Raw genomic sequence first — 17,399 nt, 5'->3', positions numbered from 1 at the left:
GTCCTTATAGCAGGTTGTTCTGCAGCCCGACGTCGCCGGGCCGCCAAGGGTTAGTGACTGGCGTTGTCGACCGCGATGGATTCGCCGCTGACGTCAGCGTAATGAGGCTCGCGCCGGGCGATGATCAGGTAGAGCATTCCGGCAATCCCGGCGCCGATCAACCAGGAAAACGGGGACACGCTGTGAAAGCCCGGCACCAGTGCCAGGACGATGGCGATCAGCGCTGCAGGAATGAACGCTGCCACCGCGCGCAGGTTGACGCCGCGGCTGTAGTAATACGCGCCGTCGGGGTCTTCGCTGTACAGCTGCGGCACGTTGACCTGGCCTTTTCGCACCAGCCAGTAATCGACCATGATCACCCCGTACAGCGGCCCCAGCAGGGCGCCCAGGCCGGACAGGAAGTACACGATCACCAGCGGGCTGTTGTAGAGATTCCACGGCAGGATCAGCACCGCAAGGGTAGCGCTGATCAAGCCGGCGCGGCGGAAGGTCAGGTATTTCGGTGCCAGGTTACTCAGCACGAAAGCCGGTGCGACGAAGTTGGCCATGATGTTGACGGCCACGGTGACGATCAGGAAGGCCAGGCAGCCCAGCACCAGGAAGAAGGTATTGGGGATAGAGGCAATGATCTCGGTCGGGCTTTCGATGATTCGGCCGTTGATCTGGAATTGCGCGCCGCACAGCAGGACTGTGATGGCGGCGAATACCAGGATGTTTACCGGCAGTCCCCAGAAATTGCCGACCTTGATGGTCTTGCGGCATGGCGAAGAGCGGGCAAAATCGCAGAAATTGAGGATCAGCGTGCCGTAGATGGCCAGCCACAAGGCGCCGCCAGCAAAGATGTTGCGCCACATCTCGGCGCCGCTCAGCGGTTCGCGGATCGACCAGGCGATCGTCGCATCGGCCTGGGTGTACATCCAGCCGGCGAGGGCGGCAACGGTCAGCAGTATCACCGGGCCGGCGAACGCTTCATAGCGCCGCACCATCTCCATGCCGTAGGCCAGGATGGCCAGCTGCACCAGCCAGATAGCGACGAAACACACCCAGCCCAGGCTCGACAGGCCGAGGATCGAGTTGTGGTCATAGTCGGCAAAACCAGGGTGTACTGCCGTCAGCAGCACTCGGAATACCACCGAGGCCAGGTACGTCTGGATGCCGAACCAGGCGATGGCGATAACGGCGCGGATCAATGCAGGAATCTGCGCGCCATGAATGCCGAAACTGATCCGGCTGATCACCGGAAACGGCACGCCGGTTTTCTGGCCCATGTAGCCGGACAGGTTCATGAAGAAGTAAACGAGAGCTGCGCCAATCCCCAGCGACAGCAGAATCTGCCACCCTCCGAGCCCCCGCGCATACAGGCCGATGGCGAAGGAGTAGTTGGCGATGTTGTGCACATCGTTGGTCCACAGGGCGAAAATACTGTAGCGGCCCCAGCGCCGCCCCTCGGCCTTGGTCGGTGCCAGGTCCTTGTTGTGCAGGCGCGGGCTGAGAACAACGGGGCCGTCGCAAGGTTGATCGAGGGATGAGGGAGGGAGGTGTAGATCCAGCGCAATATTGTTATTGGAGAGGCTAGTACGCATTCCGGCAGGCTCCTGAAGCTTGGCGCTGCGATGACTGTGCTTGAGCAAGGGCTCGACAAATCTTCGTCGCGAACGGCAAACATCATTGGTTTCGGGGCATCTGCAGCCTGTACGGGATAGGGCGCTTCAGGCTTGCGGATCTAAAGTGTGTGTATGTTTTGGATCGTGTTGTATACAAAACATGTATGCACTCAAGCGAGATCTGTGCCAGTGAGCGATCTATGAAAGTGGCTGTTAATTTCCTTTTGTTATCAAATTTCGCTAACTCTTTGATTATATAGCTAAATAAACTGACTGTTTGATCAGCTATTTATTTCTATAGGCGGGCGTGAGTACCGGATCGGCGGAGGGGGTGAGGGCGGGAAAATGTAACGTTTTGGGGCGATGAAACAAAAAGTGCACACACAAATGGCACCGATGGTGACAGTCGTGTGTACACATTTTTTATTGAGGCGCAGATTAGGCCTTGGACTTGCCGATGATGTTTCCCGCATGCAGCCCGCACTCTTTCTGCGTCGCCTCTTCCCACCACCAGCGACCTTCGCGTTCATGCTGGTTCGGCAGCACCGGGCGGGTGCAGGGTTCGCAGCCGATGCTGATGAAGCCGCGCTCGTGCAGGCTGTTGTACGGCAGTTCGAGCATGCGGATGTAGCCCCAGATCTCTTCGCTGGTCATCTGCGCCAGCGGGTTGAACTTGTAAAGGGTGCGTTCGGGGGTGGAAAACGCGGTGTCGATTTCCATCACGGCCACCGCACTGCGCGTGCCCGGGCTCTGGTCGCGCCGCTGGCCGGTCGCCCATGCGCGTACGCCGGACAGTTTGCGCCGCAGCGGTTCGATCTTGCGGATGCCACAGCATTCACCATGACCGTCCTTATAGAAGCTGAACAGGCCTTTGTCCTTAACGAAAGGTTCCAGTTTCGTGTAGTCCGGCGACACGAGCTCGATCTCGATCTTGTAGTGCTCGCGCACCTGATCGATGAAGCGGTAGGTCTCTGGATGCAGGCGGCCGGTGTCGAGGCTGAACACCTTGACGTTCTTGTTCAGCTTCCAGGCCATGTCCACGAGCACCACGTCTTCGGCGCCGCTGAAGGATATCCACAGGTCATCGCCGAACTCGGCAAACGCGAGTTTGAGAATGTCCTGGGCAGATTTATTGGCATAGGTCGTGGCGAGTTCCACGACATCGAACGATGGGCTCATCAGGGCGGCTTCCTACAGGTCGGTGGCGCTGGGCGCTCTATATGGGGCTGATGGTAACAAAATCCGACAAGCGCTGGCGCGTCCTCTGCGTTGCGCAGGCTAGTGCGAGTGGTTAGAGTTCGGCAGTCTTTTTGCTCGCTCGACTCAATAATCACTACAAATGGGAGTGTCTTGTGGAAATTGCTTGCCTGGATCTTGAAGGGGTACTGGTTCCCGAAATCTGGATCGCCTTCGCCGAAAAAACCGGGATCGAATCCCTCAAGGCCACCACTCGGGACATTCCCGACTACGACGTGCTGATGAAACAGCGCCTGCGGATTCTCGACGAGCACGGCCTGAAGCTGTCCGATATCCAGGAAGTGATCGCCACGTTGAAGCCTCTGGACGGTGCGGTGGAGTTCGTCAATTGGCTGCGTGAACGCTTTCAGGTGGTGATCCTGTCAGATACGTTCTACGAATTCTCCCAGCCGCTGATGCGCCAGCTGGGTTTCCCGACACTGCTGTGCCATCGGCTGATTACCGATGACGCCGGTCGAGTGACGAGCTATCAGTTGCGTCAGAGAGACCCCAAGCGCCAGTCGGTCCTGGCTTTCAAGAGCCTTTATTATCGTGTGATCGCAGCAGGGGATTCGTACAACGACACGACGATGCTGGGCGAAGCGGATGCGGGGATCCTGTTCCATGCGCCGGACAATGTAATCCGCGAGTTCCCGCAATTCCCGGCGGTGCATACCTTTGAGGAGCTCAAGCAGGAGTTCATCAAGGCCTCGAACCGGGCCCTGACCTTGTAAACACAAATCCCCCATATCCCCCGATCTCCCCCGTAGGAGCTGCCGAAGGCTGCGATCTTTTGATCTTGACCTTAAAAATCAAAGTCAAAAGATCGCAGCCTGCGGCAGCTCCTACAGTGATGGTGTTGTTCAGTCGATTGATCAGGTGTTGTTCAGTCAATTGATTAAAGGTTCTGCAGGGTATCGAGCAGCACCTTCACCTTGGTGATCGACTCCGCATACTCGGCCTGCCACTGGGAGTCCGCGACGATCCCGCCGCCACCCCAGCAACACACCTGCCCGTCCTTGACCAGCAAACTGCGAATGGCGATGGAACTGTCCATCTCGCCGCGCACGTCCAGATACAACAGCGAGCCGCAATACAGGCCCCGTCGCGTCGGTTCCAGTTCGTCAATAATCTGCATCGCGCGGATTTTCGGTGCGCCGGTAATCGAGCCTCCGGGGAAGCTGCCGGCAATCAGGTCCAGGGCATCGCGGTCTGCGGCCAGTTCACCCGTGACGCTGCTCACCAGATGGTGCACGTTGGGGTAGCTTTCCAGGCTGAACAGCTCCGGCACCCGCACCGAACCAATGCGGCAGGTGCGGCCTAGGTCGTTGCGCAGCAGGTCGACGATCATCAGGTTTTCGGCGCGATCCTTGGGGCTGGCCAGCAGTTCAGCGGCGTTGGCTGCGTCTTCAGCTGCGGTCTGGCCCCGGGGCCGCGTGCCTTTGATCGGGCGGGTTTCGACCAGGCCCTGGCTGACTTTGACGAAACGCTCGGGTGAAAGGCTCAGCACCGCGCCGCCATCAGGCAGGCTCTGGAAACCGGAAAACGGCGTCGGGCAGGCCGCTCGCAGGGCGCAATAGGCCGCCCAGGGATCGCCCTGGCACTCGGCGCGGAAACGCTGGGCGAAGTTGACCTGGTAGCAATCACCGGCCTGGATGTACTGCTGGATGCGCTCAAGCGCCTGGCGATACTCGTCGGCGCTCAGGTCGGGGCTCATCGGCGCGGTCAGCCGGAACGGCTCGATTTCATCGCTGGTTGTTCCACTGAACAGTTCGATCAGGCGCTGGCGTTCGCTATCGGCCAGCGTCGGGTGAAATACCAGTTGGCTGGTGGCCAGCTGGTGGTCGCTGATCAGGGCCCAGGCATACAGTCCGAAGCGAGCGTCCGGCAGATGCAAATCGTCCCTGGCCACGCTTGGCAGTTGCTCCAGATGACGGCCGAAGTCATAGCTCAGATACCCGATCAGCCCGCCCGCGAAAGGCAGGTCGAGCGGTACCGAGGCTTCACCCAGGCGCGTCAGGTTGTCCCGCAGGCGTTGCAGGAAATCGCTGCCACTTTCGTCAGGCAGCACCGCCAGTTGCTCCAGCGGCCAGGCGCTGAGCAGGTCATGGCGACCTCGGTCGGCGGTCGGCCGGCCGCTGTCGAGCAGCACGGCGCCCGGGGCATGGCGAATGATCGCGAAATATTCGGCAGGATTGGCGCGATAGGGCAGCGGGTGTACGGAGCAGGTCGGCATGGACGGTCAGCCTTCAACCGGTGGAATATGCCCGAACATTTGCTGCACGAACGCCACGCGCTCCTCGACCGTCTCGGTCACGCCGCGGGCTTTCAAGTCTTCCAGTCGCGCCTCGACGGCATGGGTGCGCAGCGTCAGCCCGCAATCGTTGGCAATCTGGATGTTCAGGCCGGGCCGGGCATTGAGCTCGAGAATCAGCGGGCCTTTTTCCTGGTCGAGCACCATGTCCACGCCAATGTAGCCCAGCCCGCACAGCTCATAACAGCCGGCGGCGAGCTTCATGAAGCCGTCCCAGTAGGGCAGTTGCACGCCATCGACCGCATTGGTGGTGTCGGGGTGCTTGGTGATGATGTTGTTCAGCCAGGTGCCGCGCAGCGTCAGGCCGGTGGCAAGGTCGACACCTACGCCGATGGCGCCCTGGTGCAGGTTGGCCTTGCCGCCGGACTGGCGAGTCGGCAGGCGCAGCATGGCCATGACCGGGTAGCCCATCAGCACGATGATGCGGATGTCCGGCACGCCCTCATAGCTGATGCTCTTGAAAATCTGGTCCGGGATCACTCGGTATTCGATCAGGGCGCGGTCGCGGTGACCGCCCAGGGAATACAGGCCAGTGAGGATGCTGGAGATATGGTGCTCGATCTCCTCATGGCTGATGATCTTCCCGGACACCGTGCGGTAGCGCCCCTCGAAGCGGTCAGCGATCACGATGATGCCGTCACCGCCAGCGCCCTGGGCCGGCTTGACCACGAAATCGGTGCGCCCGCCGATGATCTCGTCGAGCTTGTCGATTTCCTTCTCGGTGGAGATCACCCCGTACAGTTCCGGCACATGGATGCCGGCAGCGATCGCGCGCTCCTTGGTGATGATCTTGTCATCGACAATCGGGTACAGGCTGCGCTTGTTGTACTTGAGCACATAGTCCGCGTTGCGCCGATTGATGCCCATGATGCCCCGGGCTTCCAGGGCCTTCCAGGTCTTCCAGAAACCGAACATCAGGCGTCAGCCTTCTTCAGGAACGCCTTGAAGCGCACCAGCTCGGTCAGGCGGTAGCCGCGATAGCGACCCATGGCCAGCATGAAGCCCACCAGGATCAGCAGGATCGCCGGGAACGTGAACACGAAGTACACCAGTTCCGGCACGCTCATGATCAGGTGCGCCAGGGAGGCGGCGAACAGTGTGCCGACCGCCACTTTCATGGCATGGCCACCCCCGCGCTCTTCCCAGGTGATCGACAGACGTTCGATGGTCATGGTCAGAATCACCATCGGGAACAGCGCAACCGACAGCCCGCGTTCCAGGCCGAGCTTGTGGCTGAACAGGCTGATCGCCGCAATCAGCACCACCACGAACGTCAGCACCACCGACAGCCTCGGCAACATCTGCAGCTTCAGGTGCTCGAGGTAGGAACGCAGTGACAGCCCAAGCGCAGTGATGATGGTGAACAGCACGATGCCGAAGCCCAGCTGGGTTTCCCGGAAGGCCAGGGCGATCAGTACCGGAGTAAAGGTCCCGAGGGTCTGGAGGCCGATCAGGTTGCGCAGGATCAGGATCACCAGCACGCCGATCGGGATCATCACCATGATCATGAAGGTCTGCTGGGTCTGCAGCGGCAGGCCATACAGCGAATATTCGAGGAAGTTGGCGTCGGTGTTTTCATCCGTCAGCTTGGCCAGGCGAATGGCGTTCATTTCGCTGTTGTTCAGGCTGAAGGTCACGTTGGCTTTTTTGCCACCCTCGACGGTGATCAGGTTTTCATCGCCGGTCCACCACAGCAGGCGGTCGGTCGGCAGGCCCTGCTCGCCGGTTTCCGGGTTGAAGTACAGCCAGTCGGTGCCGTTGAAGCTGCGCAGCCACAGTTCGGGCACTTGCGGCTGGTCGGCCACCAGGCGGATGGTGTGGACTTTCTCGATCGGCACGTGGGCGATCGACAGCAGCAGCTCGACGATCCGCGCCTTATGCACGGTGGACGGATCACCGCCCAGCAGCAGCTTCACGTTGTCGTCGTTGAGGTTGTTGACCCGCTTGATGGCCTCGCCAATAAAGGTTTCGACGTCGGCCGAATGCTGGCGGATCGGTGCGAGCAGGGCTTCGGCGGCGATTTTCTCCGGACCTTCGACCACGATGCTGTCGCGGAAGGTGGGGCCCTTGATCTTGGCCTTCTCGCCGGTGTAGCGCTTGGTCAGCACCAGGCGGTAGTACAGCGTCTGGTTGCCCTTTGCCCGTCGCGCAGACCAGGTGACCTTGCGGTTGCCGTCGACACGGTTGACCGCCACCCCATAGTTATTGGAAATGAAGCTTTCGTTGAGGCTGACATAGTCGCGGCTCAACGGCGGCACGAACATCTGGATCTTGACCGGATCCTTGGCGCTGGCGACGAACTCGACCTTGGCGTCGATGTTCCACAAGTCGTCGGTAGCGTCTTCGGTCACGGGAATGCCGAGCACGAAAATCTGATAGGCCGTCACTGAAATGCCCAGCACCACCAGGATGGCGATCAGGATTCTCAGATGGAGTGTAAGAGCGCGCATTGGAATTACTCTGCGGTATGTGCGTCGGTGGCGCAGGCGGGTTTGCCAGCAGCGTATTTAAGACTTGGATCGACCAGCGCGTCGAAGCGTTTCAGTGCTTCGGAGCCGATCAGGAGCGGGAATTGGAAAGCGCTGCGGTCGGTTAGGTTCACTTCGATGCTGCGTAAAGCCGAACCCATGCAAATATCCAGCTCGATCACCGGACGAGCGGTGTACTTCTTGCCCTCATCGGGATCGTAGTCCCCGGCGCGTCGCTTGATCTTGCTGACGCGGGCCAGCGGCCGCTCGATCGGATGCGAGTGCGCGGTGTCGATGGCCAGGTAGAAGCGCACCCAGGATTCGCCATTGCGCTTGAAGCGCTTGATATCCCGGGCACTCAGCGAGGCGGTTTTCGCGCCTGTGTCGAGTTTGGCCGCGACTTCAAGGTCGATGCCATTGAGGGACGCATATTCGTTGAGGCCGTAAACGGTCTTTTCCCCCGCCGCGGCGACGCCGGGCAGGCAAAGGAGGTAGAGGAAGGTGAAAAAGGGCTTGAGTGTCATAAATCCTGGGGCGCAGCGGTCCGTGTATTGATTCAAGGCCCTGGCATCGCTGCGCAAGCTCCCTCGTATGCCAGCCATCAAGTGATGACAGGCTGTGCAGATGTCACAAACAAATGCGGGCGGCATTCTAGCACGGTGGTTTTATGGCGCCACCGCTGGCAGGGGGCTATACCCTCTAATGCCGAGCCGGTAGGTTTCATACGCTTATTAGACGATTGTCGACAATATCCATATTTCCTTTGACTGTATGTACCGTTTTCGCTAGTTTTCGCGGTATCAGCTTTCAAGGTGTCGACAATATGCTGGATCAACTCGATCCCCCGGTCATTGCCCAAGACGATTCGGAGACGTTGTCCGAGAACGTCTTCCGGCGCATCCAGGCGGCCATCGTCAAGGGCGAGATCGCTCCGGGCAGCAAGATCTCCGAACCGGAGCTGGCGCGCACTTATGGCATCAGCCGCGGGCCGCTGCGCGAGGCCATCCATCGCCTGGAAGGCCAGCGCCTGCTGGTGCGCGTACCGCATGTCGGGGCGCGCGTGGTATCGCTCAATCACGCCGAACTGCTGGAACTCTACGAAATTCGCGAGTCTCTGGAGGGCATGGCCTGCCGCCTGGCGGCCGAGCGCATGACCCTGGAAGAAATCGACGAACTGCGCCGGGTGCTCGAAACCCATGAGCGCGACGAGGCGTTCCAGGCCGGCATCGGTTATTACCAGCAGGAAGGCGACTTCGATTTCCATTACCGGATCATCCAGGGCAGCGGCAACCGCACCCTGACCCAGATGCTCTGCGGCGAGTTGTATCAACTGGTGCGCATGTACCGCATGAAGTTTTCCACCACGCCCAACCGCCCGCACCAGGCGTTCGCCGAACACCACCGAATTCTCGATGCCATCGCCGACCGTGACGGTGAACTGGCCGAGTTGTTGATGCGCCGCCATATCGGCGCCTCCAAACGCAATATCGCCCGTCACTACCAGGACGGCGCTAACCAGACAGCCACTGAACGAGGTGAGTCATGAGTTCCAACAAGAGCACTCCAGGCCAGCGTTTCCGCGATGCGGTCGCCAGCGAGCATCCGTTGCAAGTCGTTGGCGCGATCAACGCCAACCATGCATTGCTGGCCAAGCGCGCCGGTTTCAAGGCCATCTACCTGTCGGGTGGCGGGGTAGCGGCTGGCTCCCTCGGCGTGCCGGACCTGGGCATCACCGGCCTGGATGACGTGCTGACCGACGTACGGCGCATTACCGATGTCTGCGACCTGCCGCTGCTGGTGGACGTGGATACCGGGTTCGGTTCCTCGGCGTTCAACGTCGCGCGTACCGTCAAGTCGATGATCAAGTTTGGCGCGGCGGCGATTCATATCGAAGACCAGGTCGGCGCCAAGCGCTGCGGTCACCGCCCTAATAAAGAGATCGTGTCGCTGCAGGAGATGGTCGACCGCATCAAGGCGGCCGTCGATGCGCGTACCGATGACAGTTTCGTGATCATGGCCCGCACCGACGCCCTGGCAGTGGAAGGCCTGGAGTCTGCCCTGGATCGCGCCGCCGCGTGCATCGAGGCCGGTGCCGACATGATTTTCCCGGAAGCCATCACCGAACTGGATATGTACAAGCTGTTCGCCAACCGCGTGAAAGCGCCGATCCTGGCCAACATCACCGAGTTCGGCGCGACCCCGCTGTACACCACCGAGCAGTTGGCGGGTGCCGACGTGTCCCTGGTGCTGTACCCGCTGTCAGCCTTCCGGGCCATGAACAAGGCGGCGGAAAACGTCTACACCGCGATCCGTCGCGACGGCACTCAGCAAAACGTCATCGACACCATGCAGACTCGCATGGAGCTTTACGATCGCATCGATTACCACACGTTCGAGCAGAAGCTCGATGCGTTGTTTGCTGCCAAGAAATGACCGGTAAAGATCGCAGCCTCGTTTCACTCGACAGCTCCTACGGGGTGCGTCGAACGCGGTCCTGTAGGAGCTGCCGAAGGCTGCGATCTTTTCAGCATCACCAGAAATTGCAGATTCCCTAACAAATTCAAAATTGGAGACAGCAATGGCCGAAGCAAAAGTACTCAGTGGCGCCGGGCTCCGTGGTCAGGTTGCCGGGCAAACCGCACTGTCCACCGTGGGCCAGTCGGGCGCAGGCCTGACCTATCGCGGCTACGATGTTCGCGAACTGGCGGCAGACGCACAATTTGAAGAAGTGGCGTACCTGCTGCTGTACGGCGAACTGCCGACCCAGGCACAACTCGCCGCTTACCAGGACAAACTCGGCAAGCTGCGCGACCTGCCGCAAGCGCTCAAGGAAGTCCTGGAACGCATTCCGGCCGACGCCCATCCGATGGACGTGATGCGCACCGGCTGTTCGTTCCTGGGCAACCTGGAACCGGAGAAAGACTTCTCCGAGCAGCATGACAAGACCGATCGCCTGCTGGCCGCTTTCCCGGCGATCATGTGCTACTGGTACCGCTACAGCCACGACGGCAAGCGCATCAACTGCGTGAGCGACGAACCATCCATCGGTGGTCACTTCCTGCACCTGCTGCACAGCAAGAAACCAAGCGAGCTGCACGTCAAGGTGATGAACGTTTCGCTGATCCTCTACGCGGAACATGAGTTCAACGCCTCGACCTTCACCGCACGGGTGTGTGCCTCGACCCTGTCCGACCTCTACTCGTGCATCACCGCGGCCATCGGCTCTCTGCGTGGACCATTGCACGGTGGCGCCAACGAAGCGGCGATGGAAATGATCGAGCGTTTCTCGTCCCCGGAAGAGGCGATCAAGGGCACCCTCGGCATGCTCGAGCGCAAGGACAAGATCATGGGCTTCGGCCACGCGATCTATAAGGACAACGATCCGCGCAACGAGGTGATCAAGGGCTGGTCGAAAAAGCTCGCCGAAGAAGTCGGCGACACTGTGTTGTTCCCGGTGTCCGAGGCGATCGACAAGACCATGTGGGAACAGAAAAAACTGTTTCCCAACGCCGACTTCTACCACGCGTCGACGTACCACTTCATGGGCATCCCGACCAAGTTGTTCACCCCGATCTTCGTCTGCTCGCGCCTGACCGGCTGGGCGGCGCACGTCTTCGAACAACGCGCCAACAACCGCATCATCCGCCCGAGCGCCGAGTACACCGGCGTCGAACAGCGCAAGTTCGTGCCAATCGAACAACGCTGAATGGTGGGGGCTCCCGCGCTGGTTGCTGAATGAACCGGGAACCCTTGTAGGAGCTGCCGCAGGCTGCGATCTTTTGATCTTGATTCTCTGGCGATTCAAAAATTGCCGAAGATCAAAAGATCGCAGCCTGCGGCAGCTCCTACAGGGGATCGGAGTCCATTCAGCATTAATGTCCGGCCCCACCCTTTGCATCTACCGTGACCGAGTCCTGACGATGAACACTGAATTTCGCAAACCGCTGCCCGGCAGCCATCTGGATTACTTCGACGTCCGCGCGGCTGTCGAAGCCATCCAGCCGGGTGCCTACGACACCCTGCCATACACCTCCCGCGTCCTTGCGGAAAACCTGGTGCGTCGCTGCGACCCGGCCACGCTCACCGAATCCCTCAAGCAATTCATCGAGCGCAAACGCGACCTCGATTTTCCGTGGTTCCCGGCGCGCGTGGTCTGCCACGACATCCTCGGCCAGACCGCGCTGGTCGACCTCGCCGGCCTGCGCGACGCCATCGCGTTACAAGGCGGCGACCCGGCGCAAGTCAACCCGGTAGTGCCGACTCAGCTGATCGTCGACCACTCCCTGGCCGTCGAGCGCGGCGGGTTTGATCCGGAAGCGTTCGAGAAGAACCGCGCCATCGAAGACCGCCGCAACGAAGACCGTTTCCACTTCATCAACTGGACCAAAAAAGCCTTCAAAAACGTTGATGTGATCCCGCCAGGCAACGGCATCATGCACCAGATCAACCTGGAGAAAATGTCTCCGGTGATCCAGGTGCGCGACGGCGTGGCATTCCCCGACACCTGCGTCGGCACCGACAGCCACACCCCGCATGTCGATGCGCTGGGCGTGATCGCCATTGGCGTGGGTGGCCTGGAAGCGGAAAGCGTGATGCTTGGACGCGCGTCGTGGATGCGTCTGCCGGAAAGCGTTGGCGTTGAACTGACCGGCAAGCTGCAACCGGGCATCACCGCCACCGACATGGTGCTGGCGCTGACCGAGTTCCTGCGCCAGCAAAAAGTCGTCGGCGCATGGCTGGAGTTCTTCGGTGAAGGCGCGTCCAGGCTGACCCTCGGCGACCGCGCCACCATCTCCAACATGGCCCCGGAGTACGGCGCCACGGCTGCGATGTTCTACATCGACCAGCAAACCATCGACTACCTTAAACTCACCGGCCGTGAAGACGAGCAGGTGCAGCTGGTGGAGAACTACGCCAAGACTACCGGCCTGTGGGCTGACAGCTTGAAGCATGCGCAATACGAACGTGGGTTGACCTTCGACCTGTCTTCGGTGGTGCGCAACATGGCCGGCCCGAGCAACCCGCACGCCCGTGTCGCGGTGTCAGACCTGGCCGCCAAAGGCATCTCCGGTCAGTGGGACGATGTTCCAGGCCAGATGCCCGACGGCGCCGTGATCATCGCCGCCATCACCAGCTGCACCAACACCAGCAACCCGCGTAACGTGATCGCCGCCGGCCTGCTGGCGCGAAATGCCAACAAGCTGGGGTTGACCCGCAAGCCATGGGTCAAGTCGTCCCTGGCGCCGGGCTCGAAAACCGTCGCGCTGTACCTCGATGAAGCCGGCCTGACCGACGAACTCGAGCAACTGGGCTTCGGCGTCGTGGCCTTTGCCTGCACCACCTGCAACGGCATGTCTGGCGCACTGGATCCGGTGATCCAGCAGGAAATTATCGACCGCGACCTGTACGCCACCGCCGTGCTGTCGGGTAATCGCAACTTCGACGGGCGGATTCACCCGTACGCCAGGAATGCGTTCCTCGCGTCCCCGCCACTGGTGGTCGCCTACGCCATCGCCGGCACCATCCGTTTCGACATCGAGAAAGACGTGTTGGGCCTGGACGCAGACGGCAAGGAAATTCGCCTGAAAGACATCTGGCCAAGCGACGAAGAGATCGACGCAGTGGTCAAGGCATCGGTCAAACCCGAGCAGTTCCGCCAGGTCTACATCCCGATGTTCGCCATCCACGAAGACACCGGCCCGAAAGTCACGCCGCTGTACGACTGGCGCGAGATGAGCACCTACATCCGCCGTCCGCCCTACTGGGAAGGCGCGCTGGCCGGTGCCCGTCCGCTCAAGGGCATGCGTCCGCTGGCAGTGCTGCCGGACAACATCACCACCGATCACCTGTCGCCGTCGAACGCGATCATGCTCGACAGCGCCGCCGGTGAATACCTGGCGAAAATGGGCCTGCCGGAAGAGGACTTCAACTCTTACGCGACTCATCGCGGCGACCACTTGACCGCGCAACGCGCGACCTTTGCCAACCCGAAACTGTTCAACGAAATGGTCCGGGAAAACGGCAAGGTCAAGCAGGGTTCGCTGGCGCGCGTCGAGCCGGAAGGGCAGGTGATGCGTATGTGGGAAGCCATCGAAACCTACATGGAGCGCAAGCAGCCGCTGATCATCATCGCCGGCGCCGACTATGGCCAGGGTTCTTCCCGGGACTGGGCGGCGAAAGGCGTGCGCCTGGCCGGAGTGGAAGCGATTGCCGCCGAAGGTTTCGAACGCATCCACCGCACCAACCTGGTGGGCATGGGCGTGTTGCCGCTGGAGTTCAAGCCAGGCACCGACCGCCATACCCTGGCCATCGACGGCAGCGAAACCTACGACGTGATTGGCGAGCGTACGCCGCGTGCCGAATTGACGCTGGTGATCCATCGCAAGAACGGCGAGCGCGTCGATGTGCCGGTGACCTGCCGCCTCGATACCGCTGAAGAAGTGTCGATCTACGAGGCGGGTGGCGTGCTGCAACGTTTCGCCCAGGACTTCCTCGAAGAGTCGGCGGTGGCCGTTTAACAACTCGATATGCCGCGACGGGACTTCAGGTTCCGTCGCGTCTTTTAAGGAGCACCATGCCTCACGCAACCCCGTTCGCACCGCAGATCAAAATCCCCGCCACCTACATGCGTGGCGGCACCAGCAAGGGGGTGTTCTTCAGCCTCAAAGACCTGCCCGAAGCGGCACAGGTTCCAGGCCCGGCGCGCGATGCCTTGCTGCTACGGGTGATCGGCAGCCCCGACCCTTACGACAAGCAAATCGACGGCATGGGCGGCGCCACCTCCAGCACCAGCAAAACCGTAATCCTGTCGAAAAGCACCAAGGCCGACCACGACGTCGATTACCTGTTCGGCCAAGTGTCTATCGACAAGCCTTTTGTCGACTGGAGCGGCAACTGCGGCAACCTGTCGGCGGCGGTCGGTTCTTTTGCCATCAGCAATGGCCTGGTGGACGCCAGCCGCGTCCCGCAAAACGGCGTGGCCGTGGTTCGCGTGTGGCAGGCCAACATCGGCAAGACCATCATCGCCCACGTGCCGATCACCCAAGGCGAGGTGCAGGAAACCGGCGATTTTGAACTCGATGGCGTGACCTTTCCCGCGGCCGAAGTACAGGTCGAATTTCTCGACCCGGCTGCGGAAGAAGAGGGTGGCGGTGGTTCGATGTTCCCCACCGGCAACCTCGTGGATGACCTGGAAGTACCGGGCGTGGGGACCTTCAAGGCGACCATGATCAACGCTGGCATCCCGACCATCTTCGTCAACGCGCAAGACATCGGTTACACCGGAACCGAACTGCAGGGTGCGATCAACGGCGACCCCAAAGCGCTGGCGATGTTCGAGACCATTCGCGCTTACGGCGCCCTGCGCATGGGCCTGATCAAGAACCTCGACGAAGCGGCCACGCGTCAGCACACACCGAAAGTGGCCTTCGTAGCTGCGCCTGCGGACTACGTAGCGTCCAGCGGCAAGGCGATCAAGACGGGGGATGTCGACCTGCTGGTGCGCGCGCTGTCCATGGGCAAGTTGCACCACGCAATGATGGGCACGGCAGCAGTGGCCATTGGTACGGCGGCAGCGATTTCCGGCACGTTGGTCAACCTCGCCGCCGGCGGTACCGAACGCAATGCGGTGCGCTTCGGCCATCCATCCGGCACCCTGCGCGTAGGCGCCGAGGCGAGCCTGGTTGACGGCGAGTGGACCGTGAAAAAAGCCATCATGAGCCGCAGTGCGCGGGTGCTGATGGAAGGCTTCGTGCGCGTACCGGGTGATTCCTTCTAACCCGGCACGGCAGCCCCTGTAGGAGCTGCCGAAGGCTGCGATCTTTTGATCCTGGTTTTTACGACCAAGATCAAAAGATCGTCCGAACGCGGCCCGAGCCTTCGGCAGCTCCTACAGTGGGAAAGCATTTCAATAATAAAATTTGATTGCCCTGAACCGAGGTCCCATCAACGAACCACTTCAAGAGTGAATCGAACATGAGCACCAACGTCGACCAGAACAACCGCCCCGACTACGACTCCGTCCTGCAGGACATCGCCGACTACGTCCTCACCTTCAAGGTTGAATCTGCCGAAGCCCTGGACACTGCCCGCAACTGCCTGATCGACACCCTCGGCTGCGGCCTGCTGGCCCTGCGCTTCCCCGAATGCACCAAACACCTGGGCCCGATCGTCGAAGGCACGGTGGTGCCTTTTGGCGCACGGGTGCCGGGCACCAGCTACCGCCTCGACCCGGTGAAGGCCGCCTGGGATATCGGTTGCATCGTGCGCTGGCTAGATTACAACGACACCTGGCTCGCCGCAGAGTGGGGTCACCCGTCGGATAACCTCGGCGGTATTCTCGCGGTAGCCGACCACCTGTCGCAAAAACGCCTGGCCAATGGCGAAGCGCCGCTGACCCTGCGCGCAGTGCTTGAAGCCATGATCATGGCCCACGAAATCCAGGGCGTGATTGCCCTGGAAAACTCCTTCAACCGAGTGGGTCTGGACCACGTCATCCTGGTCAAAGTCGCCTCGACCGCCGTCACCGCCAAACTCATGGGCGCCAATCGCGAGCAACTGCTGTCAGCCTTGTCCCATGCCTTTGCCGACGGCCAGGCCCTGCGCACCTACCGACATGCACCGAATGCCGGCTCGCGAAAGTCCTGGGCAGCAGGCGATGCCACCAGTCGCGGGGTACGCCTGGCGGACATCGCCATGCGCGGGGAAATGGGCATTCCAGGGGTGCTGACGGCCCGGCAGTGGGGGTTCTACGACGTCTTGTTCAGCCACACCAACAACGATCTGGCGCTCAAGCCGCAAGACAAGCGCGCGTTCAGTTTCTCCCGCGCATACGGCTCCTACGTGATGGAAAACGTGCTGTTCAAGATCAGCTTTCCCGCGGAGTTCCACGCACAAACCGCCTGTGAAGCGGCCGTGACCCTGTACCCACAGGTACGCAACCGCCTGCATGAAATCGACCGGATCGTCATCACCACCCACGAGTCGGCGATCCGCATCATTTCCAAGGTCGGCCCGCTGGCCAACGCGGCGGATCGCGATCATTGCATCCAGTACATGACGGCCGTGCCACTGGCGTTCGGCAACCTGGTGGCCGAGCACTACGAGGATGCCTTCCACGCTGCGCACCCGATCATCGATGTGCTGCGCGAGAAAATGGTCATCGTCGAAAGCCCGGTTTACACCCGTGAATACCTGGAAGCCGACAAGCGCTCGATCGCCAATGCGGTGCAGGTGTTTTTCAAGGACGGGACCAGTACCGAGAACGTAGCGGTGGAGTACCCGATCGGCCATCGCAGGCGTCGTGCCGAAGGCATACCATTGCTGGAGGACAAGTTCAGGACGAACCTGCTGACACGATTCACCCGCCAGCGTAGCGCTGAGATCTTCGAGCTGTGCAAGGATCAGGCTCGGCTTGAGGCGACACCGGTGAATCGGTTTGTGGATTTGTTTGTTATCTGAGGGACCGCGTTATCGTTCAATCGCCAGCAGGCTGGCTCCCACAGTTGATTTGTGTGCACCGCAGGTTCCCTGTGGGAGCCAGCCTGCTGGCGATGAGGCCGGAACAGGCAATGGAGAATTACTTGAACCGCTATCAGGCTCACTCCCACAGTTGATTTGTGTGCACCGCAGATTCCCTGTGGGAGCCAGCCTGAACTGGTCTAATAATTCCGGACACCTCTTAAGGGCGATATGATTTCGCCAACTTGGAGGTTCCATGAACGATAGAAAGGTCTATACCCGCGAGTTCAAGCTGCATGCTGCCAGCATGGTACTCGA

The 17,399-nt window shown here is 60.7% G+C and carries 13 protein-coding genes; 7 read left to right on the top strand and 6 right to left on the bottom strand.

The annotated features are described in order from the left end of the window. Positions 1 to 50: 50 nt before the first annotated feature. Together IMW75_RS09935 and IMW75_RS09930 are read right to left on the bottom strand one after the other, a co-directional pair. The gene (locus tag IMW75_RS09935; protein WP_205892503.1) at positions 51 to 1,583 is read right to left on the bottom strand and encodes an NCS1 family nucleobase:cation symporter-1; all 1,533 of its coding nucleotides are present in this window, start codon (positions 1,581 to 1,583) and stop codon (positions 51 to 53) included. 459 nt (positions 1,584 to 2,042) lie between these two features. Then, positions 2,043 to 2,783 carry a phosphoadenylyl-sulfate reductase gene (locus IMW75_RS09930; protein ID WP_205892502.1) on the bottom strand — a complete coding sequence of 247 codons (741 nt, stop codon included), beginning with the start codon at positions 2,781 to 2,783 and terminating at the stop codon, positions 2,043 to 2,045. Positions 2,784 to 2,956: 173 nt separating this feature from the next. On the opposite strand from IMW75_RS09930, the gene thrH reads away from it, so the two are divergent. After that, on the top strand, positions 2,957 to 3,574 hold the full coding sequence (gene thrH, locus IMW75_RS09925) for a bifunctional phosphoserine phosphatase/homoserine phosphotransferase ThrH (protein WP_045060981.1): 618 nt from the start codon (positions 2,957 to 2,959) through the stop codon (positions 3,572 to 3,574). A gap of 164 nt (positions 3,575 to 3,738) precedes the next feature. Here the strand turns inward: thrH and pabB are convergent, their stop codons facing one another. Genes pabB through rloA form a run of 4 tightly spaced genes read right to left on the bottom strand, consistent with a single transcriptional unit; the run spans position 3,739 to position 8,146 of the window. Further along, complete coding sequence (pabB, locus tag IMW75_RS09920) at positions 3,739 to 5,076, bottom strand: aminodeoxychorismate synthase component I (protein ID WP_205892501.1); 1,338 nt, start codon at positions 5,074 to 5,076, stop codon at positions 3,739 to 3,741. Between the two features lie 6 nt (positions 5,077 to 5,082). Then, positions 5,083 to 6,069, bottom strand: a complete 987-nt coding sequence (locus tag IMW75_RS09915) for an alpha-L-glutamate ligase-like protein (RefSeq protein ID WP_205892500.1) — start codon at positions 6,067 to 6,069, stop codon at positions 5,083 to 5,085. Next, positions 6,069 to 7,604, bottom strand: coding sequence for an osmotic stress tolerance membrane protein RloB (gene rloB / locus IMW75_RS09910; protein ID WP_045060984.1), 1,536 nt, complete (start codon positions 7,602 to 7,604; stop codon positions 6,069 to 6,071). Before rloB ends, IMW75_RS09915 begins: the two co-directional genes overlap by 1 nt. Before the next feature lie 5 nt (positions 7,605 to 7,609). Next, on the bottom strand, positions 7,610 to 8,146 hold the full coding sequence (gene rloA, locus IMW75_RS09905) for a retropepsin-like aspartic peptidase RloA (RefSeq protein ID WP_045060985.1): 537 nt from the start codon (positions 8,144 to 8,146) through the stop codon (positions 7,610 to 7,612). Between the two features lie 302 nt (positions 8,147 to 8,448). On the opposite strand from rloA, the gene IMW75_RS09900 reads away from it, so the two are divergent. From IMW75_RS09900 to prpD, 6 genes are all read left to right on the top strand, one after another. Further along, entirely contained in the window at positions 8,449 to 9,168 is a 720-nt protein-coding gene (locus IMW75_RS09900; protein WP_177328579.1) for a GntR family transcriptional regulator, read from the top strand. After that, on the top strand, positions 9,165 to 10,055 hold the full coding sequence (gene prpB, locus IMW75_RS09895) for a methylisocitrate lyase (protein ID WP_162438309.1): 891 nt from the start codon (positions 9,165 to 9,167) through the stop codon (positions 10,053 to 10,055). The genes IMW75_RS09900 and prpB overlap by 4 nt, the downstream gene beginning before the upstream one ends. Positions 10,056 to 10,200: 145 nt before the next feature. Then, positions 10,201 to 11,328, top strand: a complete 1,128-nt coding sequence (gene prpC, locus IMW75_RS09890) for a bifunctional 2-methylcitrate synthase/citrate synthase (protein WP_045060988.1) — start codon at positions 10,201 to 10,203, stop codon at positions 11,326 to 11,328. A 214-nt stretch (positions 11,329 to 11,542) separates the two neighbouring features. Continuing rightward, complete coding sequence (gene acnD, locus IMW75_RS09885) at positions 11,543 to 14,140, top strand: Fe/S-dependent 2-methylisocitrate dehydratase AcnD (RefSeq protein ID WP_045060989.1); 2,598 nt, start codon at positions 11,543 to 11,545, stop codon at positions 14,138 to 14,140. Positions 14,141 to 14,196: 56 nt separating this feature from the next. Beyond that, positions 14,197 to 15,399, top strand: coding sequence for a 2-methylaconitate cis-trans isomerase PrpF (gene prpF / locus IMW75_RS09880; protein ID WP_205892499.1), 1,203 nt, complete (start codon positions 14,197 to 14,199; stop codon positions 15,397 to 15,399). Positions 15,400 to 15,596: 197 nt separating this feature from the next. Further along, complete coding sequence (gene prpD / locus IMW75_RS09875; protein ID WP_205892498.1) at positions 15,597 to 17,081, top strand: 2-methylcitrate dehydratase; 1,485 nt, start codon at positions 15,597 to 15,599, stop codon at positions 17,079 to 17,081. The last annotated feature ends 318 nt before the right edge of the window (positions 17,082 to 17,399 follow it).

The sequence above is a fragment of the Pseudomonas gregormendelii genome (assembly GCF_017114825.1).
GTDB lineage: Bacteria > Pseudomonadota > Gammaproteobacteria > Pseudomonadales > Pseudomonadaceae > Aquipseudomonas > Aquipseudomonas gregormendelii.
Note: the sequence above shows the minus strand (reverse complement) of the source record. Positions and strands in the feature narration are given on the sequence as shown.

What these genes read in the sequence shown, in the direction of transcription:
- pabB (WP_205892501.1), bottom strand. Translation starts at nt 5,076, where the DNA reads ATGCCGACCTGCTCCGTACACCCGCTGCCCTATCGCGCCAATCCTGCC.
- rloA (WP_045060985.1), bottom strand. Translation starts at nt 8,146, where the DNA reads ATGACACTCAAGCCCTTTTTCACCTTCCTCTACCTCCTTTGCCTGCCC.
- prpB (WP_162438309.1), top strand. Translation starts at nt 9,165, where the DNA reads ATGAGTTCCAACAAGAGCACTCCAGGCCAGCGTTTCCGCGATGCGGTC.
- IMW75_RS09915 (WP_205892500.1), bottom strand. Translation starts at nt 6,069, where the DNA reads ATGTTCGGTTTCTGGAAGACCTGGAAGGCCCTGGAAGCCCGGGGCATC.
- prpD (WP_205892498.1), top strand. Translation starts at nt 15,597, where the DNA reads ATGAGCACCAACGTCGACCAGAACAACCGCCCCGACTACGACTCCGTC.
- IMW75_RS09935 (WP_205892503.1), bottom strand. Translation starts at nt 1,583, where the DNA reads ATGCGTACTAGCCTCTCCAATAACAATATTGCGCTGGATCTACACCTC.
- prpC (WP_045060988.1), top strand. Translation starts at nt 10,201, where the DNA reads ATGGCCGAAGCAAAAGTACTCAGTGGCGCCGGGCTCCGTGGTCAGGTT.
- IMW75_RS09930 (WP_205892502.1), bottom strand. Translation starts at nt 2,783, where the DNA reads ATGAGCCCATCGTTCGATGTCGTGGAACTCGCCACGACCTATGCCAAT.
- rloB (WP_045060984.1), bottom strand. Translation starts at nt 7,604, where the DNA reads ATGCGCGCTCTTACACTCCATCTGAGAATCCTGATCGCCATCCTGGTG.
- prpF (WP_205892499.1), top strand. Translation starts at nt 14,197, where the DNA reads ATGCCTCACGCAACCCCGTTCGCACCGCAGATCAAAATCCCCGCCACC.
- acnD (WP_045060989.1), top strand. Translation starts at nt 11,543, where the DNA reads ATGAACACTGAATTTCGCAAACCGCTGCCCGGCAGCCATCTGGATTAC.